The 22,050-nt window shown below is 63.9% G+C and carries 15 protein-coding genes; 4 read left to right on the top strand and 11 right to left on the bottom strand.

The window, feature by feature from the left end:
• Positions 1-308 precede the first annotated feature (308 nt).
• Complete coding sequence (locus tag QZ408_RS14080; RefSeq protein WP_292492485.1) at positions 309-2,537, top strand: hydrophobe/amphiphile efflux-3 (HAE3) family transporter; 2,229 nt, start codon at positions 309-311, stop codon at positions 2,535-2,537.
• 148 nt (positions 2,538-2,685) lie between these two features.
• Here the strand turns inward: QZ408_RS14080 and QZ408_RS14075 are convergent, their stop codons facing one another.
• From QZ408_RS14075 to QZ408_RS14035, 9 genes are all read right to left on the bottom strand, one after another.
• On the bottom strand, positions 2,686-5,418 hold the full coding sequence (locus QZ408_RS14075) for a fasciclin domain-containing protein (RefSeq protein WP_292492480.1): 2,733 nt from the start codon (positions 5,416-5,418) through the stop codon (positions 2,686-2,688).
• Positions 5,419-5,824: 406 nt separating this feature from the next.
• A complete protein-coding gene (locus tag QZ408_RS14070; protein ID WP_292492478.1) occupies positions 5,825-6,586 on the bottom strand; it encodes a fasciclin domain-containing protein in 762 nt (253 codons plus the stop codon).
• Between the two features lie 485 nt (positions 6,587-7,071).
• On the bottom strand, positions 7,072-8,502 hold the full coding sequence (locus QZ408_RS14065; RefSeq protein WP_292492476.1) for an aldehyde dehydrogenase family protein: 1,431 nt from the start codon (positions 8,500-8,502) through the stop codon (positions 7,072-7,074).
• 667 nt (positions 8,503-9,169) lie between these two features.
• The gene (locus tag QZ408_RS14060) at positions 9,170-10,237 is read right to left on the bottom strand and encodes an MFS transporter (protein ID WP_292492474.1); all 1,068 of its coding nucleotides are present in this window, start codon (positions 10,235-10,237) and stop codon (positions 9,170-9,172) included.
• 2 nt (positions 10,238-10,239) lie between these two features.
• On the bottom strand, positions 10,240-12,132 hold the full coding sequence (locus tag QZ408_RS14055; RefSeq protein WP_292492470.1) for a beta-CASP ribonuclease aCPSF1: 1,893 nt from the start codon (positions 12,130-12,132) through the stop codon (positions 10,240-10,242).
• 20 nt (positions 12,133-12,152) lie between these two features.
• Positions 12,153-12,797 (bottom strand): archaeal proteasome endopeptidase complex subunit beta, encoded by a 645-nt coding sequence (gene psmB, locus QZ408_RS14050; RefSeq protein WP_292492467.1) that lies wholly within the window; start codon positions 12,795-12,797, stop codon positions 12,153-12,155.
• 145 nt (positions 12,798-12,942) lie between these two features.
• A complete protein-coding gene (locus tag QZ408_RS14045) occupies positions 12,943-13,803 on the bottom strand; it encodes a CBS domain-containing protein (RefSeq protein ID WP_292492464.1) in 861 nt (286 codons plus the stop codon).
• A gap of 14 nt (positions 13,804-13,817) precedes the next feature.
• Positions 13,818-14,246: a universal stress protein gene (locus QZ408_RS14040; RefSeq protein WP_292492462.1), complete on the bottom strand. Its 429-nt coding sequence runs from the start codon at positions 14,244-14,246 to the stop codon at positions 13,818-13,820.
• Between the two features lie 36 nt (positions 14,247-14,282).
• The gene (locus QZ408_RS14035) at positions 14,283-15,329 is read right to left on the bottom strand and encodes an amidohydrolase family protein (protein ID WP_292492461.1); all 1,047 of its coding nucleotides are present in this window, start codon (positions 15,327-15,329) and stop codon (positions 14,283-14,285) included.
• A 44-nt stretch (positions 15,330-15,373) separates the two neighbouring features.
• Here QZ408_RS14035 and QZ408_RS14030 point away from each other — a divergent pair, with 44 nt between their 5' ends.
• Entirely contained in the window at positions 15,374-15,532 is a 159-nt protein-coding gene (locus QZ408_RS14030) for a preprotein translocase subunit Sec61beta (protein WP_292492460.1), read from the top strand.
• Here QZ408_RS14030 and QZ408_RS14025 read toward each other — a convergent pair.
• Both QZ408_RS14025 and QZ408_RS14020 read right to left on the bottom strand, forming a co-directional pair.
• Positions 15,529-16,278, bottom strand: coding sequence for a coenzyme F420-0:L-glutamate ligase (locus QZ408_RS14025; RefSeq protein WP_292492639.1), 750 nt, complete (start codon positions 16,276-16,278; stop codon positions 15,529-15,531). The two genes, QZ408_RS14030 and QZ408_RS14025, sit on opposite strands and share 4 nt — an antisense overlap.
• A 308-nt stretch (positions 16,279-16,586) precedes the next feature.
• Positions 16,587-17,894, bottom strand: a complete 1,308-nt coding sequence (locus tag QZ408_RS14020; RefSeq protein ID WP_292492456.1) for a glycosyltransferase — start codon at positions 17,892-17,894, stop codon at positions 16,587-16,589.
• Positions 17,895-18,594: 700 nt separating this feature from the next.
• Here QZ408_RS14020 and QZ408_RS14015 point away from each other — a divergent pair.
• Both QZ408_RS14015 and QZ408_RS14010 read left to right on the top strand, forming a co-directional pair.
• On the top strand, positions 18,595-20,142 hold the full coding sequence (locus tag QZ408_RS14015; RefSeq protein ID WP_292492454.1) for an FAD-dependent oxidoreductase: 1,548 nt from the start codon (positions 18,595-18,597) through the stop codon (positions 20,140-20,142).
• A 153-nt stretch (positions 20,143-20,295) separates the two neighbouring features.
• Positions 20,296-21,834, top strand: a complete 1,539-nt coding sequence (locus QZ408_RS14010) for an FAD-dependent oxidoreductase (protein ID WP_292492453.1) — start codon at positions 20,296-20,298, stop codon at positions 21,832-21,834.
• The last annotated feature ends 216 nt before the right edge of the window (positions 21,835-22,050 follow it).

Raw genomic sequence — 22,050 nt, 5'->3', positions numbered from 1 at the left:
ATTATTAACCTCTTCTGATGCTCGCGACCGCGTTGGTGCGAAGAACGGCAGATGGGCATGTGACGCCCCCTTCGCGTAAGGCCGTATTTACCACCCGTACCACTGACTCTCGCGTTGCCGCGACGATCGCAAAGACGGCATGAATCCCGCGAAAGCGACCCGGTGCGACAGCGCCCTGAACTGCGCGGCCACCCGTATACCTCGATCGTCGATCCCGGTGCCGGCAGCTCGATCCCGATTGTTGTCTCATTCGCAACAAATCATTTATCTCCCTGATGCGGAGATATATATGAAAGTGGAGGCAGAGCGTGAGATCACCATTTGAACTAATCGCCGAGAGCATCACGCGGCGACCCGCAGCAGTCGCCGCGCTCTTTGTTCTCGTCATGATTGTTGCACTCTACGGCATGGGCCAGACCACCATGGAGACGGGGCGCGATACCTACATCGACAAGAGCACGCCCCGCGGTGCCCTGCTCGACAAGTACATGGACACATTCAAGTCCGATTCGATCATGCTGCTCTTCGAATGCGACAACGTCCTCGATACCGACGTCCTCGCCTATATAGACCGGCTACAGTCCGAGATCGCCCGCGAGGAGTACGTCGCCGGCACCATGAGCATCACCGACATGGTGAAGCAGGTGAACGGGGGCGCGCTCCCCGCATCCGAGGCGGAGATCAGCATGGCAAAGGAACGGGTGCCGCCGGAACTCCTCTCCCGGTACCTCCCGTCCAACATGATGACGATCAGCGCCGTCACCCTCGCGCCCGGGGTTTCCTCGGATACCCGGAACCAGGTCATCGACAGCATCGAATCGCGCATCAGCTGCTCTGATATGCCCCCGGGCGTCAAGGTGACCGTGACCGGTTCCCCTGCTTTCGCCAAGCAGATGGGGGAGGAGATCAACGCATCGATGGGTGTGCTGATCGGCGCCGCCATGCTCCTCATGGTGCTCGCCGTAGGGCTCCTCTTCGGGCACGTCCGCTACCGGTTCCTGCCGGTCTTCGTGGTGGGAACGGGACTTATCCTGACCTTCGGCACCATGGGGCTTGTCGGGATCCCGATCAGCATGGTCGTGATCGGCGCGTTCCCGGTGCTGATCGGGATCGGTATCGACTACGCCATCCAGTTCCAGTCCCGGTTCGATGAAGAGGCACGGACCTCCCCGCTCGGGGAAGCGGTGATGACGACTATCCGGAACTCAGGCCCCGCGATCCTGTACGCGATGATCGCGACATCCCTCGGGTTCATCGCCATGTGGGTCTCCCCCGTCCCGATGGTCCGCGACTTCGGGCTGGTCTGCGTCATGGGGGTGATCTTCTGCTACATATCGGCCCTGATCATCGTCCCGACGTTCGGCATGCTGGTCAGGTACCGCCCGAAGGCAGAAGGGGACGCGTCCACCGGCTCCAGCATGGCGGCCTACGACCGGTTCCTCGGCGGCGTTGCGGGAAAGATTGCACGACATCCGATACCGATCCTCCTGGTTCTCGGGCTCGTCGCGCTTGCCGGCGTGCACCTCGACGCCAGCATCCCCATCAACTCAGACGAGGAGACCTTCGTCCCTGATGATATGCCGGCGGTCGTTGACCTGCAGAAGATGCGGCGCGTCATGGGGTCGACGGAAACCCTGACGCTCTATATCAGGGGCGGCGGCGTCACGAACCTGGACACCCTGACATGGATGAAGGAGTTTGGGGATTATGAGGTCGCAAACAACGATAAGATCACGTCGGCCACGAGTATCGTCACCTACCTGGTCCAGTACAACGGCGGCCGGATGCCGGCGACCCAGCAGGAGGTCGATGAGGTCCTCAAGCGCATCCCGGAGGCAACGAAAGAGAAGTACCTGAGCGGCAATACCGAGACGGTCATCGAGTTCGGGCTTGTCGAGATGGAGAACGAGGTCGCCCTCTCGCTCGTGGACCGGATGAAGAGCGACGTTGCGTGGAAGAGCCCGCCGCCGGGCATCACGGCAACGCCGACGGGGATGCTTGAGATGTTCACCAACCTGATGACCGATATCTCGGAGAGCAAGACGATGATGACCGTCCTCGGGTTTTTGTTGATCTTCCTCTTCCTGCTCCTTGTCTACCGGAAGGCGACGGCGGTCTCGCCGGTCATCCCGATCATCTTCATCGTGGGCTGGAACGGGGCAATCATGTACCTGCTCGGCCTCGACTATACGCCGCTGACCGCGGTGCTCGGGTCGATGACGATCGGGGTAGCCTCGGAGTACACCATCCTGATCATGGAGCGGTTCCACGAAGAGCGGAGGCGCGGGAAGGAGTTGTATGAGGCGATCCAGCAGGCGGTGCAGAAGATCGGGACGGCCATCACGGTGTCCGGGATGACGACGGTCTTCGGGTTCTCGGCGCTGCTGCTCTCGACGTTCAACATCATCTCTAACTTCGGGATCGTGACGGTCATCACCGTCGGGTTCTCGCTCATGGGCGCGATCCTGGTCATGCCCGCGGTCCTCTCCGTGATGGACCGGTTCAGCCGGCCAACGGCCGCACCCGCCTCCCCCTGAAACCCGGTCTCCCCCGGGAAGTCATTTTTTAGAGGGTCCGGTGTTTCCCGGCAGCAACAGGCGCCCGGGCCTGCAGTCGCGGGCTCAAGGATAGGGCGATGTGGGACCGAGCAGGGCCGGGAAGTGTCCAGATCGTCAAAAAAAAGGGTCAGGCGCTGATGGCAGCCAGTGTGCCATCCTCGCGCATAAACAGCCAGTAGCCCTCGGTCGGGAAGAGTTTCTGGTTCTCACCCTGAGCCCCCTTCAGACCGTTGACGAGTGCCGGCTGGTAGTTCTGGTTCTCCGCGTCGTAGCCGACGACATAGACCCAGTTGTCTTCCACCGATATGAGCGAGTCGTTTGCGCTCAGCGGAGTCAGGTCGGAGTAGCCGATGGCATTCCATCCCGGGGAGAGAGCCTTGGACGCGGGGGCCATCACCGGGTTGGTGCTGAAGTTCAGCTTCACGGTCATGGCCTCGGTCGAATAGACCCAGTAGCCGTCAAGGACCTCCAGGGTCGTATTCGCGCCCAGAGTCTCAAAGCCGGCCCCCGGGGTATAGGTGTAGATCGGCCTTCCGCCGGTGTCGACGTCCCCGAAGACCTCAATCGCGGTGTTGTTGCCCGGGGAGAGCGGCCTTGGGATGGAGACGAAGTTCCAGCCTTTGTAAAGCTCGAGATCCATGCTCTTCACCGGTACTCCCGGCGTCACCGTCGGTTTCGGAGTGCCGGTCGTCGTCGGTGTCGGGGTGACGTTCATTGTCGGCGTTGGAGTGACGTTCACTGTCGGCGTTGGAGTGACGTTCACTGTCGGTGTCGGGGTCACGTTCACCGTCGGAGTCGGAGTGACATTCACTGTCGGTGTCGGCGTGACATTCCCCTCCCCGGTGACCGTCACGTTGACCGTGTCAAACGCGAGCGGGATGAGCGGGGTGTGGTCGTTGTTGACGAGCTGGACCGAGAGGTTGTGCTCGCCCGGCGTCACGTTCTCCCAGGTGTAGGAGGTGTTCGTGGAGATGACATAGCCGCCGGTCTCCGGGATAGCGGGCGCACTCTCATTTGTCGGCACCGGGGCATCGAGGTAGTAGTGCAGGTGGCCTTCACCCGGCGCGTTCGGCTGCCCGGTCGGTTCGACCGGCGTGAAGTTCGTCAGGTTCACCGTAACCGTCACGTTCCCGGCAGCGATGCTGGCACCCTCCTCCGGCGATACGATGGTGACGTTAGCCCCGGTGATCGGAGTCACGTTCATCGTCGGCGTTGGGGTGACGTTTACTGTCGGAGTCGGAGTGACGTTCATCGTCGGGGTCGGCGTGACGTTCATTGTCGGCGTTGGAGTGACGTTCATTGTCGGGGTCGGCGTCGGGAGTGTGGTTCCCGGCGGGATCAGGACACCGTCGAGCACGTAGACGATGATGGTGTTCGTGATCCGGATCTGGTCCACGACAGCGATGTCGTTGATGACCAGTTGACCGCTGTCGGTGAACGAGATGTTAACATCCGATCCCTCAACGGTCGTCAGGCGAATCCTGCCGTCGGTTGCATTCTGGCACAGCATCGCGAGTTCTTCGAGTGTGTAATCCCCCTCGATGATGTGGTACTCGAGGATGCTGTTTAAGAGCGTTGTGTCGTTCTGGATAGCCGAGAGTGTCTGGTTACCGAGCCCGGCAAACGCGGCGTTGGTCGGAGCGCACACCAGGTAGGTCCTGTTCACATCGAGATCCTCCCCGATGGTCGAGTTGTTCACAAGTCCGGTGAATGTTGTCAGGTCCTCCTCCCCGGAAAGCCCTGTAACGATCTCATCAGCCACGTTCACCGCCGGGGTGACATTCACTGTCGGCGTTGGAGTGATATTCACTGTCGGCGTCGGGGTCACGTTCACTGTCGGAGTCGGAGTGACGTTCACCGTCGGAGTCGGCGTGACGTTCACTGTCGGCGTCGGGGTCACGTTCACCGTCGGCGTGACGTTCACCGTCGGGGTCGGCGTGACGTTCACTGTCGGTGTCGGCGTTACATTCCCCTCCCCGGTGACCGTCACGTTGACCGTGTCAAACGCGAGCGGGATGAGCGGGGTGTGGTCGTTGTTGACGAGCTGGACCGAGAGGTTGTGCTCGCCCGGCGTCACGTTCTCCCAGGTGTAGGAGGTGTTCGTGGAGATGACATAGCCACCGGTCTCCGGGATAGCGGGCGCACTCTCATTTGTCGGTATCGGGGCATCGAGGTAGTAGTGCAGGTGGCCTTCACCCGGCGCGTTCGGCTGCCCGGTCGGTTCGATCGGCGTGAAGTTCGTCAGGTCCACCGTAACCGTCACGTTCCCGGCAGCGATGCTGGCACCCTCCTCCGGCGATACAATGGTGACGTTCGCCCCGGTGATCGGAGTCACGTTCACCGTCGGCGTCGGGGTGACGTTTACGGTCGGTGTCGGCGTCACGTTCACCGCTGCCCCGGGTACGCTGACGTAGACTCTCAGCGTATACGAGGCGTTATCTATGGAGTGGTCCGGAGGTCCGTACGTATAGGTCAGATTGTCGCCGTCGGTGACGTTCGTCACCGCAGGTCCGGTCGTTCCCGGCTCATCGTTCACCCAGTACGCCCAGGCATACGGGGTTTCGTTCACAACCTCGTTTTGTATATCCACAATCGATACGATGCTGAGATTCCCCTCTTCCGGCGGCAGGTCCGCGGCGACCTGGTACGTAAAGTTTCCGAGTTTCGAGGCTGCGTCAAGTGCTCCGAGCACCGTTGTCTGCGGCACCCTATAGGATTCGGTGCTGTTTACAGGCGTAATGTTCACATACTCATCAGGACTCAGCTCGACAGGCCCTTCTCCAATCGAGATCGCCATGCTTGCGGTAGCGACCAGGAGGAGAAGGACGCTGCACAAACTGAACAGTAAAGGTCGTTTCATGCATATCCCCCCTTGCGGACAGATGAATAATCTCATTAATATAAAAATATTGTCATATATAACCCGAACGCCGCTCCGATCGGATCGAGGCCAGAATTCAGGTATCCCCCAGTGCCCGTAGCCACAAGCATACATCCCCCGATCGCAGTGAACAGATCACGGCGATCTGCAGGGCATCTCTGCCGGCCATCTGTACCCGCCCGCGCCCCGCACGGTTCTCCCGGGTTGCGAGCGAAGAGAGCGCGGGAAGACAGGGTATCTCTGCCGTCCGATACCCGAAGAGCGGCGGGCAGGACGCCCGGAAAAAAGGGGTGGCGCTTACAGCCAGGAACGACAGCGACTGCCTGCCGGGCGATACCGGGGGCCGGCAACGGCATGCGCCGCTCCGGTCTCCCGCCCGGCTGCCTCACGCCATCGTCGTGTACCCTGTCGTTCCGGTCGCGTTCCCTGCCACCGTCTCGTTCCCGGTCGTGGTCAGGTTCAGGCCCGGAGGCAGCAGCACCTGGTCGATGATGTGGATCACGCCGTTCGTTGTGTTGATGTCCTTCGTGGTGACCGTAGCGTTCCCGACCATGATCTTGCCGTTGCTGACGGTGACGTTCAGGCTCTCACCGGAGAGCGTCTGCAGCGTCGTCGCAGTCCCGGTCGCGTTCGTGGTTGCGTTCCCGGTCTCGCTTCCGCCGAAGAGCCCGCCGAGGATACCGAAGACACCGCCGCTCGACGCGTTATCAGTCTGGTTTCCAGTCTGGTTCCCGGTCATAGCGGTGAGGTTCGCCGAGGTGTACTCGCCTTCAACGACGTGGTACTGAAGAACCGTAGTCAGGTTCGCGGTATCGTTGAAGAGCTGGTTCACCGTATCGTTGCCGAGAGCGTTGAATGCATCATCGCTCGGGGCAAAGACCGTATACGGCCCTCCGGAGTTCAGGACGTCATAGAGTCCCGTTACGTTGAGTGCTTCGGCCAGCCTTGTCAGGTTCTGGTCCTGGGCGATATACCCGGCAACCGTCATGTTCCCGGTTACGTTCCCGGTCACGTTCCCGGTCACGTTCCCGGTCACGCCGCCGGGTGTCATGGTTGCATTCTCATCCCCGACCGGCGCCGCCGTCACGGCAAACGGAACGGCCAGAAGGACAAAGATGCACGCGCACAGAGTTATCCATCGGTTCATACCACTTTTCCCCCCTTGGGAGGCCTAAAGGCATGTCTATATTTATATATAAATATTACGATTATTCTGATAACATCCTCAATAGCAGAAATAACCACGTAAGTGACCTTTTTGCCTCTCGAAGGCTCCCGGCCGGAACCCTTTCCTGGAGATCCCCCAAAGACTCAGCACCCCGCATCCCCGGGAAGATGGGCAGACCTCCCGGGCCTGCCGCCTCAGGCCGGATGCTCCCACGCATCCGGGGCTGATTCACGCACTCCTTCCCCGCGATCTTCGCGGCAACGCGGGAGCTGATGGCAGAGGGCAATGACAGAGTCTCACGCGAGCGGTTGACCACCCGCCCCGTGCACCCAGGACCCACAGGTGAGGTGAACCAGCCCGCTATCTGCACACGAAGACGGCCCGGTGCAGCAGGGGCATAGCGCCTCGCGAGACGGACCGGCCGCCCGGACCATCCCCGGGGGCTCCGGGCCTCCCTTTCCATCTCACAAGCGTATCATCACAACCTTCTCCTCCATATACTCCTCGAGCGCCCGGTTGCCGTTCTCCCTCCCGATACCGCTCTCCTTCGTCCCCCCGAACGGCACCTCCGGGGGGACCTTCAGGTGCTGGTTGACCCAGACGATCCCCGCCTCAAGCCCCTCCGTCGCCCGGGCGATCAGATCCGCGCTCCGGGTCCAGACCGACGCCCCGAGACCGTAGCGGCTGTCGTTCGCCCGCTCGAGCGCCTCGTCGAGGTCCGCGACGGTCGCGATCGGGAGCACCGGGCCGAAGACCTCCTCAGAGAAGAGGGGGGAGTCGTGCGGGAGACCGGCAACGAGCGTCGGCAGGAAGAAGAAACCTCGCTCGTACTCCTCCCCGCGGGGAACCCGCCCCCCTGCGACGATCTCCCCGTCTCGGTGCTCCCGGACCGTATCCACCAGGCGCATCACCCGCTCAAGCCCCGCAGGGTTGTTCAGCGGGCCCATATCGACGCCGCGGTCCATACCGTTCCCGACCACGAGCGCCTCGACCCTTGATCTCAGGCGCCGGATAAACTCATCTGCAATCGAGTCGAAGACGTAAAGCCGTTTTACCGCCGTACAGGTCTGCCCGCAGTTGTAGAACCGCCCCCTGACGACCCCCTCGACCGCCATCGGTATATCGGCATCGCCGCAGACGATCATCGGATCGCTCCCCCCGAGTTCCAGCGTGACCCGCTTCAATGCCGGCGCGGCATCCAGGGCGACCTGCCTCCCGGTCCCGGCCTCGCCGGTGAACGAGACCTTCCGAATGCCCGGGTTTCGCGCGATCTCCCGGCCAACCGTCTCCCCCGGGCCGGTGACGACGTTCAGGACGCCCGGCGGGAGCCCGGCGCCCTCGAGGATCTCCGCGAGGCTCATGCAGGTCAACGGGGCCGTCGTCGCGGGCTTCAGGATCACGGTGTTTCCCGCCGTGAGAGCCGGCCCGATCTTCCAGCCCATGATGATCGCGGGCATGTTCCAGGGGACGATCGCGCCGCAGACGCCGAGCGGGCGCCGGAGGACGATGGTACGGCCATAGCCCCGGAGGTTCGCGAACTCCCCCCGCTCCCCCGCGGAGAGGGCGTGATAGTACTCGAGGATGTTTGCAAACCCGTTGATCTCATCAACCGCCTCGCGGATGGGTTTCCCCTGCTCGGCCGTCAGGAGAGCCGCAAGATCGGTGTTCCTGCGGCGCACCTCCTCTGCGGCAAAGAAGAGGATCTTCGCCCGGGCTCTCGGGTTTCTCGCCGACCAGTCCGCGAACGCCTCCCCCGCCGCCTCCACGGCAGACCGGACGTCATCCTCGCCGCCGAGCGGCGCCTCCCCGAGCACATCCCCCGTTGCCGGGTTACGCACCGTAAACGTCTTTCCGGAGACCGCGTCGCGCCGCTCGCCGTTGATCAGCAGTTTCATGCGGTGATCCTATGGACGGGGCCGGTAATATGCGCTCCTGTAACGGTCCTCGATCACCGGCACTATCAACATGGGGGATCATCGATCTTTTTCGCATTGCCCGGGTGTTTGCATTCCCGGGGACGGCTTTTCCCGGGTATCCCCACGTGCTGCTCCCGCCCTCTCCCCGGTCCCCTCCCCCGATGGCGATATCCCCACGGTCCACTGTCCGGGAGATCCCAGGAAGAACCGGGCACGGCTTCCCACCGGATATCGCCATGACTGCCCCTGCCCCGGGAGGGGGGGAGGAGCGTGAAGCGCAGGCGGGTGGGGGTTGCCGGAGAGGAACTTTGGGTGACATTTTGCCCGGGAGGGGGGCCCCTCCCCGTCCCCACCCCCGTGGCGATAGCCACCACGGTCCACTGCACGGGAGATCCCGGGGTCGAACCAGTTCCGGCTCGCTCCCCCCTTCTCCCGAAAAACCACCGCCAGCACCACCCCCTGATACGGCTTTCCCCTGGCTATCGCCATGACTGCCCTCGCCCCCGGGAGGGCGGGGAGGAGCGAAAGCGCGGGTGGGGTGGGGGGTGCCGGAGAAACGTGTGGGTATGCCACCGGTGTGGAGCGCGCTGTGCGGGATGGGGCGAAGGCCAGATAGGGTCTGTTCGTCTGGAATCGATGCGCTCCGTCAGGCAGGGCACCTGCACCGGCACCTGCCGATCGTGACCGCCATCGTCGCCGCCATCCCGGCAGGCAGGAGGAACGCGGGGAGAAAACCGAACTCTCCCGCGACCAGCCCGGCAAGAGCGGGGAGAACCGTAAACCCGGCGTAGGTTGCGGTATTGAAGAGCCCGGTCATAGCACCCTGCTGGATCCCGGTCTCTGCAAGGAACGCGAGCACCGCGACGACGATCACCCCGGCAAGAGCCCCGATGACAGGGAGGGCGTAAGGCGTCACGTAACCCGCCGCGACCGCCCCGGCCATGAGGAGCGAGGAGACCCGGATGGTCGGGACGGGACAGAGGTCGAGGCGGGGGGCGACGAGCACGGCAACGACGGTCGCGATGTTGACCGTCGCGAGTTGAAGGGCAAGGAGCGACGGATCGCTCCCCGTGTACCCCGGGTAGAGAGCCGCCGCCACCCCGGTCATCCCCACGAGGACGGCGGCCGCGGTAAAGAGCCAGAAGTAGTTCCGGACGACGAGAGAGAGATCGGCCTGCGCAAACCCCCCGTGGTCGCTCTCCCTGACGGTGGCGCTCAGCGCGAGCGCAGGGATGGTGAGCGCCGTAAAAAAGGCGATCCCCGCCAGATGGCTCCCGAAGGCCGCATCCAGCCACCCCGCGGCGAGAAGCCCCGCGACCAGACCGAGGTTCTGGGCCGCCATGACGTACCCGCTGATCTGCCCGGCCGACGGGTGCGAGTTCGCCCACGCGAGCGCCGCCGAGAGGAAGAGCCCGGCCCCGAGCCCTTCGACCGCCCGGAAGAGCAGGAGCGGCAGGCCCGAGGGGAAGAGCAGGATGAGGACCCCGCTTACGACCGTCAGGAGAAGCCCGGCACGGATGAGCGGCACGCGGCCAAGCCGGTCGCTCGCTATCCCGGCCGGCAGCACCGTGATGAACGTGCCCAAAAAATAGGCGGCGTAGACCGCACCCTGCATCGCCGCCCCCTCCGCAAAACCGGGGAGCACCGGGACGACGGCGTTCGAGAGCGCCATCACCACGAATATCCCGAGGAGAACGGGCAGGTTCCGCGGCATCCTTATATCATGCGGTAGGTCTCGAGGTTCATGGGAGAATGCGTCTCGATACGGTGCCGCTTGTAGATGGAACTTGCAAGGTCAAGCGTCTTGTTCTCGTCGCCGTGGATGGTGAAGATCTTCTCCGGCCGCGGCTGGAGGTGGGCGACGTAGTTCATCAGCTGCTTCCTGTCCGAGTGACCGGAGAACCCGTCGCTCGTCGCGATCTCGAGGTTGATCACGATCGTCTCGCGCCACCCGAGCGGGATCTCCCGCCACCCTTTCTGGATACGGCGCCCGAGCGTCCCCTCTGCCTGGTAACCGACGAAGACAAGCGTGTTGCGCTCATCGGGGCCGAGGGCCTTGAGATACTCCATCACCGGCCCGCCGTTCAACATACCGCTTGTGGTGATGATGACGCAGGGGTCGCCCCCGATCACCTTCTCGCGGAGGTCCGGCGAGTCCACCTGGACAAAGGCGTCGGCAAGGAAGGGGTTTAAGCCCTCGCGGAAGATCTGGTTCCGGAGATCGCTGTTGAGGTACTCCGGGTAGGTCGTGTGGATCGCCGTTGCCTCCTTGATCATCCCGTCGAGGTAGATCTTCACCGGCGGTATCTTCTGCCGCCGGATCCCCTCCTCGAGGGCGAGCATGACCTCCTGCGACCGCCCGACGGCGAACGCCGGGATGATCACCTTGCCCCCGCGCTTGATCGTCGCCGAAACCGTCTCGTAGAGTTTCTCTTCCGCGTCTTTCCTCTGCGGCTGGATATCGTTCGCCCCGCCGTAGGTGCTCTCCATGAAGAGCGCCTCGAGGCGGGGGAACGACGATACCGCCGGGGAGAAGAGCCTCGTCTTCTGGTAGTTGAAGTCCCCGGTGAACGCGATGTTGTAGAGGCCCTCCCCGATATGGAAGTGCGCGATGGCCGACCCGAGGATATGCCCCGCGTTATGGAAGGTGAGCTTGACGTCGGGGGCGATGTCGGTCACACTGCCGTAGTTGAGGGTGATGGAGTGCTTCATGTAGGTCCGCACCTCGTTTGAGGTGTAGGGGATCTTATCCGTCTCCTTCCGGACGACGTCCAGGTAATCGAGCTGGAGCATCGTCGAGAGGTCCCTCGTCGGCGGGGTCGAGTAAACCGGCCCCTCATAGCCATACTTGAAGAGGAGGGGGACGAGAGCACAGTGGTCGAGGTGCGCGTGGGTGAGCACCACCGCGTCGAGCGAGCCGAGCGGATAGATCTCGGGCACGTAGAGGTACGGCGTCCCGTTCGCGGCGCTGCCCGGTTTCTCGCCGCAGTCCACCAGGATCTTGCTCTCCGGCGTCGATATCAGGAACGCGGCCCGGCCCACCTCACGGCAGCACCCGAGCGTCGTGACCCGCAGCCACTGGTCCTTGCTCGTGACCTCCCGGTGGATGCGGTGGCCGATCTTGCGCAGAAACGCCTTGCGCTCGTCCTTCACCGACCGGAGGAACGTGCGGATCTGCTTCACCGTCGTACTCTCGATGGGCGGTGTCCGGACAACCTTCGGCGTCCAGCCGATCTGTTTTGTGATCTCGCGCAGCGTGATGCCGTTCTTGCCGATGACCACACCAGGTTTCTCCGCCTCGATCAGGACCTCACCCGTCTCCGGGTCGAAGAAGAGGTCGGATATCCCCGCGTTCTCCGGCACAACGGCCCGGATCTCCTGGGCCGCACGTTCCGGGTCTTCAAGGATATTCGGGCGCACGACGATGCGCTTCCTGAGGTCACGCGCGAGGACCTTGATCAGGTCCGCCTGATCGGCAAACTGTTTCGGGTCGTCAGTGTAGATAACGAGCTCAGGCCCCTCGAACTCGACGTCTGAGATCGTAATCCCGCTGGGAACGATCTTGTTGATCTGCTCCTTAAGCTCCCGAAGTTTCTCTTCAATCACCATTAAAATCGTCCTAAAAAATGTCAGGTTGTGGAGCGGGCCGCAGACGGTCGCTGCAACCCGTGCTCAATGTGTTCCTCGTATTTGTCTTTCGTTATCACGACCACCATGATATCCTCACCGGATGCGGAGTCGCGGCGCATCGCCGACCTGATGGCACGGATGGCGAGGTCTCGCGCCTCGTCCTCCTTCATGTCCGGGCGGTACTGGTCTTCAAGCACGCCGTAGGCAAAGGGAGACCCCGACCCCGTGGCGACGATCTCCTCTTCCTTGGTCGCCCCGCCCATCGCATCGACGGAGTAGACGCTCGGCCCCTCGTCGTCGAACCCGCCCATCAGGAGCTGGACGTAGTAGGGGTAGTACCGGTTCTGGTTTAAGTAGTTCGAGAGCAGGGTCGATGCCGCACCGACCGACATGGTCTTGCCGCGGCGCATCTCAAAGAGGTTGCACTCGACCTGGAGGATCCGGACCAGTTGTTGCGCGTCACCGACGCCGCCGGCAGTGGTCATGCCGATCCGCGGCGTGATCTGGTAGATCTTCTTGGCACGCTTGCTTGCGATCATGTTCCCCATCGTCGCCCGCATCTCGGTGGCAAGAACCACGCCCCCGTTGAAGATCAGTCCTACCGTGGTTGTACCTTTCATAATCTCTTGGGAAGTATCAAGCATTGAAGCACCCCTAAAACCATTAAAGACGCTTGAATCGCTCAAAAGCGGTCAAACGTATACAGCGATATCATAAAACATAAATTTATCGTCGTACCGGGTTTCAGCACGATACGATAAGCATCTCTATGTTATATAATGTTGCCCCTTAATTCTTTCGTAAGCCCGGCTGGTCCGGCAGCAGAACCTTGATCAACTCCCGGTCGAAGAGCATGGCGATGAGCCGCTTGTTCCCGTTGACAACCGGGAGCTGGTCGACCCGGGCACGCCGCATCTTCAGTGCGCATTCGCCGACCTCAGCGTTGATAGGGACGGCGAGGACGTTTCGGACCATTGCATTCTTGACGGGGATCGGGAGTAGCTGGATCCGTGATATCCCGTAGCTGATGGTGTGCATATCCCGGATGCTCTCCCAGGTCCACTCGTCGTCATCAGTACCGTTTGAGAAGTCGCTGACCTCGACACCGTCCTCGATGCGGGTGTGCCTGATGAGGTCCCGCTCCGATATGATGCCGGTGAGCGTGCCGTCCTCCATCAGGATCGGGATGGCGTCGTAGCCCGAGATCTCAAGGACCCTCCCGACGAGCGAGAGGGGCGTCTCCTCCCAGAGGGCATAGGTCTTGCTGACGTAGTTGTCCCGGATCGGCACGGCAAGGCGCATCTGGGCGATGGCGCCGATGAGGTCGGCGACGCTGATGATCCCGATCATGGACCCGTCTTCCACGACCGGGAGCCTCCTGATGTTATGCCGCACCATCAGCTGCGCCGCCTCTGAGAGGGGAGCGTCCGGCCTGATGACGACCGGGTTGGGTGTCATCAGGAGCCCGAGCTGGGTCTCTTCCGCCTTGCGGAGGAGGTCCTTTCGGGTGATGATCCCGACGAGCTCGCCGTCTTTCAAGACCGGCACGCCGCTGATGCCCGTACGTTTCAGGATGCGCAGGACGTCGTCCCTGTTCCCGGGAATCTCGACGCAGACGACGTCGGTCACCATGAAGTCACGGACAAGCATCTGCCGCGAAGGTGTTATGATCTCACCACCATGGTCGTGATGGGGCTGTTCTGGACGACGTAGTCGGTCACACTCCCGAGGAGAAGGCGATCGACGCCGCTCTTGCCATAAGACCCGAGGACGATGAGATCGACGCCCAGATCTTTGGCGAGGGAGACGATCTGGGATCCTGCATGCCCCTGCCGGAGGTGTGTGGTGAGCAAGACCCTCTTTGCATCCGCCTTCTTCCGGGCGGATTCAAGGATCTCCTCGCCTTCCTTCTGCAAAACACTGTAGATTATTTCGAGTGTGTTGTCCATGGGAAGGGATGAAAACAGCCCGGATTCGACCACGTAAACAACATGAACCTCGGCGTTCCGGACTTCGGCCTCATCGATGGCCACGTCTAACGCATGATCGGCCGGTTCGGAACCATCTATAGCAACAAGTATCTTACGGAACATACACACCACACAGAACAGATACTTCTTATCTGATTTCTACTGCAGGGTTAAAACATTTTGTTTGATAGAGGATGAATCCAGCCGCTTTACGATGGTCGCCCGGATGTCCCTGCTGAAGGAGAGATTGCCTTTTGCCGGATTTACTACGAGCATTCGGGCATCCTGCCCGATTTCCAGGTACCCGGTCCTGCCAGCGAGCGTCGCACCCGCGATCGCGGCCCGCAGGACCTCGCCGGGGGGCGCGCGGTAGACGGTTGCGGTAAAAGCCATCTCCCTGAGCATATCGGGCTGAACGAACATCACGTTGTCCGTCCCGAGAAGGAACCGGCCCCCGAGCTCGAGGATGCGCGCGATCGGCGGGTGGGCCGGCGATGCCGCAACGCCGAGCGCCCAGTTCGACCGCGGGCAGACGGCGATCGGGATCCCCGCATCAACGATCCGGCGGAGATGCGCATCCGTCGCGTGGGTGCAGTGGACGAGCAGGTCGGGATCGAACGCGAGCGCATCGTCGATATCGTCCGGGTTCTTCTCCCCAGCATGGAAGGCAACGAGCCGGCCGGCCTGCCGGGCCTCCCTGACGACCTCTTCGGCGTTCGCCACGTCGTGGACGCTGCTGATGCCCGCTCCGTCGCTCACCCGCTCCCCGCCTTCGCGGCCGAGGATGACCGGGCGGCAGTCGAGCCCGGCCGCAGCCTCGCGGAGCGCCGCGACACCGGCGGCTCCCCCTTCCCTGAAGTCGGCAAACCCGGCCGTCCCGGTCGCGATCATCGTCGTGATGCTCGACCGCATCCCCCTGACGAGGTCGGCCCGCGGGGTTGCCGCGAGGATCCTGTGCTTTAGGCCGTCCGGGGGTTTGACGAGCTCGGCAAGGCTGCCCCGGGCGGGGAGGTCCATCGCGACGGTGTCGCCGAGATGGGTGTGGGCGTTGAAGAAGGCGGGCACGATCCACTGGTCCGGCGGTCCCGGGTAAGGTTCTATCGCAGTGATAATACCCCCCGAGACGGTGATGGCGACGTCCTCTTCCACGAGGTCTTCGCCGAGGAGCGCCCGGCCGGTGATGACGTACGGTGCGGCTTGCTGCATCGTTCTACCTTTCTTTTATATATGGCAAGGGAGTATATTTCTGTATGGCGAAAAAATCTGGCGGAAGACTGGTATCCTCTGCCGGCCTGGTCAACTACTATGATAGCGAGGACCACCGGGCCATCCATATCAGCCCGGAGGTCGTGATCGTCCTGACCGCCGTGACCGGAGTGGCAGTCTTTATCCTCAATGCCCTCTTCTAATCCTTTTTGTTCGTCGCGAGGGCTGCCCTGATGATGTCTTCTTCGGGCGCGAAGTAGACGGCGTCGTGCCCGTTCCAGGCCCTGCAGTTCCGGAAGACCACGGCGGGGACCCCCTGGTGGCTTTCGCCCATGACGAAGTTTGCGAAGGCCGCAATCTCGTCGACCACCGCTTCCTCGGTGATCTGGAGGACGTGGCCGAAGAGGTCGGTGTCGCCCCGGTAGTCGTTGATCGCCGTCATTCCCGCCCACCCGATGGCGATGCCGGTCTGGCCGCGCCGGAACGACCGCCCGCAGGTGTCGGTGATGACCACCCGGACGTCCTTTCCGGTGATGCGGCGGATCGCGTCCCGGACCTCAGCGGCGGCCCCCATGGGGTCGGGCGGGAGGATGATGATCCGGCCGTCTTCGATGTTGCTGTGGTCGACGCCTGCCCGGACACCGATGTGGCCGGAAGGCAGTTCGGAGAGGATGAACGGGTACTCAAGCAGGATCGCGGTGGACGAGTCCAGGACCGCCTGCACGAAGCGGGGGTCTTCCTTCGTCTTTGCGGCGATCCGCACGGCTTCCGCGCCGGGGGTGATGGAGGTGAGGTCACGGGTGAAACCCTTTGCCTTTGAGTAGACGGACGAGGCGATGGTGAGGATATCGCCGTCTTCAAGCGTGACCCGGCCGCAGATGAGGGCGGGCAGGTCGTCGCCTTTCTGGATCAGGGGGAGGCCCTGAACACCGATTACCTGGATCTCCATGGAATTCACGGATCAGTGATCGCACCCGCTCGGAGAAAAAGGCTCGGGTTTTTTCGCGGGGGATATCGCCGGATTTCGGCGATAGCGGCCCGGGCGCGGGGTGCGGCGCGTGACCCCGCCGCTGTTTCACGCCCCGCCGGCGCACGTGGGCGTTCGTATGGGTGTTTTTCAACCCCTTTCATGTCTTTCGCGCCACCGCGTGAGCTCATCTGCAACAAGCGGTGATGCCGTCTCGCGCGGGAGATTCATGCCGCCATCCGTGCACCGTCGACGCACGCGAGATCTGTACCGAACGATTGCCCTCCCCATCAAGGCTCCCGTCCCGGCCCGCCCGGGTTTGCGGATCCCCCACAGGAGGGCTCCTTCATCTCCCGCAGCCGGAAATCCGGCTCGAACGAGCCGATCAGGTCGAGGTACTGCTCGACGCTGCGGGTGAAGAGGAAACACTCCCGCACCGTCTCGTGCGCCGCATGCCCGAGCCGTGCGCGAAGGTCGGGGTCGCGGAGCAGCTGGACGATCCTCGCCGCCGCCTCGTCGACGGAGGAGACCAGGAACCCATTCTCCCCATCCCGTATCTGGTAGCGGATACCACCGACGTTCCCGCCGATCACCGCCGCCCCCTTCCACATCGCCTCCGATACCGTCAGCCCGAACCCTTCCCGGATGGATTTCTGCAGGACGACCGCGGCGCGGCGCTGGAGCGCGTTCACGAGCGCCCCGTCCTGGACGCTCTGGATGATGACCCGCTCGCCCCGGTGAGCAAGGAGCGACCGGTAGACCTCGGCGCCCTCCGGGTCGTCGGTTGCCACGTTCCCGACAAGGACCAGGGTGCATTCCTCCTCTCTCCGCGCTTTCTCAAACGCCCGGATGACCCCCAGCGGGTCTTTCCAGCGGTCGAACCGGGAGACCTGGACGACCAGGGGGAGGTCGGTCGGGATGCCGTAGTGTGCGAGGCGCTCGTCGATGGCGCTCTCGGAGAGTTCCCGGTTCACGATGGAGAAGGGGTCGATGGCGGGCATGGAGAAGACCTGCGGCGTCCTGATATTCTGGCGATACTCCCTGCTCGAGAGGACGACGGCGTCGTACTTCTCGATGAACGGGACGAGGTAGTTCCAGACCTTCGGGTTCGGTGCGGTGAGGTCGATGTGGCAGCGCCATATCCAGGGGCTCTTCTTCCGGTAATGGGCGATCATCGGGAGGGGTTGTGGGTCGTGGATGAAGACCATATCGTGGTTTAGGTGGTTCCGCATGGCGTTCTCGCGGATGACCTCCTCGTAGAGCTCCTGCTTCCGGCCGGTCAGGTTGATCTCCGCTCCCTGGAGGGCGTTATGGAACTTCTTCGTCACGCTGAAGAAGTCCGGCGGGCCATGCACGACGCGCCACCCGGTCTGTATGCCGAGGCTGTTCAGCAGAAGCGTCAGGGACGAGAGGAGCTGCGAGACGCCGCCGCCGTAGTAGGTGGAGTTCATGTGCAGGATGTGCATATCCCGGAGCGGCCGCGCCTTTGCCTCGATGCGGCGTATCGTCTCCTTTCCTGCATACCGTTCATAGGCCCGGATCCCGTGAATTGCGCTCATCCTGATCAGCCCTGCATGCTCGCGATCGCTCTTATGCATACCGGCGGGCCCCCGCGTATAGACCCGGGGCCTCACCCTCGATGGGGTGGGGGCGGGCCTGGATCTTCCCCCGGGATCGCCGGCGTAGCGGTGGGCTGTGGCGGCTATCGCCACGGGGGAAGGGTGCTTGCTCGTACTACGTCGCTCTCCGGCATCCCCCACCCCGCACTGCCTCCCCGTAGGTAGGCTACTCATACGCTCTTCTCCGGCATCCCCACCCCGCCCGCGCTTCCTGGAGGGATACTCGCACGTCCTCTCCGGCAACCCCCACCCCGCCCGCGCTTCGCGCTCCTCCCCTGCCCTCCCGGGGCAGGGGCAGTGCTTGCGATATCCGGTGGGAAGCCGTGCCCGGTTCTTCTCCGGCCTGTCCCCGTGCAGTGGACCGTGGGATATCGCCACGGGGAGGGGACCGGGGAGGGGAAACCCTCTCCCGCGGGGAATACCCGCATCGTCGCTCTCCGGCATCCCCACCCGCCCGCGCGCTTCGCGCTCCTCCCCGCCCCCACCCGCAGGAAGGGGGCAGTGCTTGCGATAGCCGATGGAAGACAGTGCCCGGTTCTTATCCGGGATCTCCCTGCGCATGCGGCGATCGATGCCCCCGAGCACCGGGGCTCCCGCACCGTAACCCTGCACAACCATTAACCCGGCACAACCGTTATGTGGGTGCCGGGGCATCCATCCCGCGCTGAGGGGGAGAGGTATGGGAGAGTCACCAGAAGGGAACAACGATCTGCCGGGCATGGCGGAGTCGTACTGGGTAGCCACGTCGCCGGAGACAGCATTTCCGCCCCTCGACGGGGCCGGGCGGGCGGACGTCACGGTGATCGGTGGCGGGATAGCGGGTATCACCACGGCATTTCTGCTGAAACGGGCGGGGCTGACCGTCGCCCTCATCGACGCCTACCGGATCATCACGGGCGCCACCGGCCACACGACGGCGAAGATCACGTCGCTCCACCGGCTGATCTACACGGGGCTCATCGACCGGTTCGGGAGCGGGAAGGCCCGGCAGTACGCGGACGCAAACCAGGCGGCGATCGAGGCGATCGCGTCCCTCGTCCGGGAGTATGCCATCCCGTGCAGTTTCGAGCGAAAACCCGCCTACACCTTTGCAGAGTCGGTGGACGACCGCGAGAGGGTCGCGGCCGAGGCGGACGCGGCAAAGAGCCTCGGGCTTTCGGCCGCGTTCACAGAGGAGGTCGGGCTCCCCGGAGAGACCCACGGCGCGGTCGTCCTGGAGAACCAGGCGCAGTTCCACCCGCGAAACTACCTCCTGCTGCTCGCCGGGCACCTGCCGGGGGAGGGGAGTTACATCTTTGAGATGACCCGCGCCGTAGATATCAAGGAGCAGGACGGCGGGGTGACGGTCAGGACCGACCGGGGTTCACTTCACTCCGGCTACGCGGTCCTCGCGACGCACTACCCCATCTACGACATCCCCGGCGCGTACTTCGCCCGGATGCGGCCGTCGAGGTCCTACGCGCTCGCTCTCCGGACGGACGAGCCGTTCCCGGACGGTATATTCATCAACGCCGCCGGACCCGTCCACTCCTGGCGGTCGCAGCCCGCCGGCGGCGGCGAGATCGCTATCGTCACCGGCGCGGCGCACGACACCGGGAAGGTGACCGACACCAGAGCGCACTACCGCAGCCTCGAAGCGTATGCCCGGTCGGTCTACCCGGTCCGGGCCGTCGACTACCGCTGGTCGGCGCAGGACTACATCACGGCCGACGGCGTCCCCTACATCGGCCCGCTCGCCCCGGGGCACGATCGTGTCTTCGTCGCCACGGGTTTCGGGAAGTGGGGGATGACCAACGGCACGGCGGCGGGGATGATCCTTGCCGACCTGATCCGGGGCCGAACGAACCCCTGGGCAGAAGTCTTTGACCCTGCACGGTTCGGGGGAGAGTCCGCTCCCCCCGCAGGGGTCCGGGAGGCGCTCCGGTCCGCCGGGGGGACGGTCGTGGCCGGGGCCGACCGCATCGCCCGGGAGGCCGCGGCGATACCGCCCCGGGAGGGGAAGGTCGTCGAGGTAGGCGGGCAGAAGGTTGCGGTCTACCGGGACGGGCGCGGCACGCTCCACACGCTGGACCCGACCTGCATGCACATGGCCTGCACCGTCGCCTGGAACAACGCGGAAGAGTCCTGGGACTGCCCCTGCCACGGTTCGCGCTACGATGCCCGGGGAAGGGTGATCGAGAGCCCGACGGTGAAGGATCTCGTGCAAAAGGAAGTCGTGCGGAGGTAATCCGGGGGGGAGTGGCGAGCAGGGGCGGGGTGGAGGCCCCGGGTGTCGTCGTTTGGGGAGTCCGCCGGCCCCATACCTATATATGGCCGCGGCATAATGGGGAGCGGCTACCGCCGCGGGTGAGGAGCGGGCGGGCAGAAGGAGGCGTGACGTATGGACCATGAGCCGGGTGCCGGATACAGCCTGCCGGGCAGGCACGAGTCGTTCTGGATGGAGACAACCCCCGAGACGTCGTATCCTCCCCTGCCGGGGGATACCGAGACCGACGTGGCGGTCGTGGGCGGGGGTATCGTCGGGATCACCACCGCCCTCCTGCTCAAGCAGGCCGGCTACACGGTCGCCGTGATCGAAGGGGATCGGGTCTGCAGCGGGGTGACCGGCCACACGACGGCGAAGATCACGTCGCTCCACCGGCTGATCTACGCAGACCTCATCGACCGGTTCGGGAGTACAGAGGCCCGGCAGTACGCGGACGCGAACCAGGCAGCGATCGGGAAGATTGCAGCCCTGGTCCAGGAGTACGCCATCCCGTGCAGTTTCGAGCGAAAGCCCGCCTACACCTTTGCGGAGTCGGCGGACGACCGCGAGAGGGTCGCGGCCGAGGCGGACGCGGCACGGGGCCTCGGGCTCCCGGCGGCGTTTGTGGAGGAGATCCCGCTCCCCGGGAGGACCTACGGCGCGGTTCGGTTCGCCGACCAGGCGCAGTTCCACCCGCGCAGTTACCTCCTGCACCTCGCCTCCCTGGTGCCGGAAGCCGGGAGCCGGATCTTCGAGAAGACCCGGGCGCTTGCGGTGGAGGACGAGAAGGGCTCCTGCCGGGTCAGGACGGAGAACGGGACCGTGACAGCCCGGGCCGTGGTCCTCGCGACCCACTACCCCTTCTACGACGGGCCGGGGTTTTACTACGCACGGATGGAACCGTCGCGCTCCTACGTCCTCGGCGTCCGGCTCGATGAGCCGTTCCCGGACGGTATGTTCATCAACGCCGCCGGACCCGCCCACTCCTGGCGGTCGCAGCCCGCCGGCGGCGGCGAACTGGTGTTCGTCGGCGGCATGCAGCACCGGACCGGCGAGGACACGGATACGCGGGAGCACTACCGCAGCCTCGAGGCCTACGCCCGGTCGGTCTACCCGCTCCGGTCCGTCGACTACCGCTGGTCGGCGCAGGACTACATCACGATCGACGGCGTCCCCTACATCGGCCCGCTCGCCGACGGCCACGAGAACGTCTACATCGCCACGGGTTTCCGGAAGTGGGGGATGACCAACGGCACCGTGGCCGCGCTGATCCTTGCCGACATGATCCGGGGGCGCGAGAACCCGTGGAGCGGTGTCTACGCCCCCGACCGGTTCAAACCGACGGCGTCAGCCCGGAGGTTCCTCGTGCACAACATCGAGGTGGCCGAGAAGTACATCAGCGGCGCGATCTCCCGGCCGTCCGGGGACCTCGCGGACGTCCGGCCCGGGGAGGGGAGGATCCTGATGATCGAGGGCAGGAAGGCAGGGGTCTTCCGGGACCGCGAAGGCCGGGTCCGCGCCATCAACCCCACCTGCACCCACATGGGCTGCGTCGTCGCATGGAACAGCGCCGAAGAGACCTGGGACTGCCCCTGCCACGGCTCGCGCTACGACGCCAGCGGGCGCGTGATCCACGGGCCGGCCGTGAAAGACCTCGCACCGAGAAGGGGTTGAATCTCCCTCCGGCCGGTGCATCCGGTACCCGTGCCCCCCCTTCGACCGGATGACAACCTGCAGGGATTGAGTCTGGGCGCGGGAAGCCCAAGATGGAGACAGGGGAGGGGGCGAGCTCTCCCGCCGCGAGCCGCCTCCCCCATGGGCGATATCCCCGCTCTTCCCTGCTCAACCTGGGAAACCGCCACCAGCGCCATCCCCATCCACGGCTTCCCA

Origin of the sequence: Methanoculleus sp. 10, assembly GCF_913757945.1 — an archaeon.
Classification (GTDB): domain Archaea; phylum Halobacteriota; class Methanomicrobia; order Methanomicrobiales; family Methanoculleaceae; genus Methanoculleus.
Note: the sequence above shows the minus strand (reverse complement) of the source record. Positions and strands in the feature narration are given on the sequence as shown.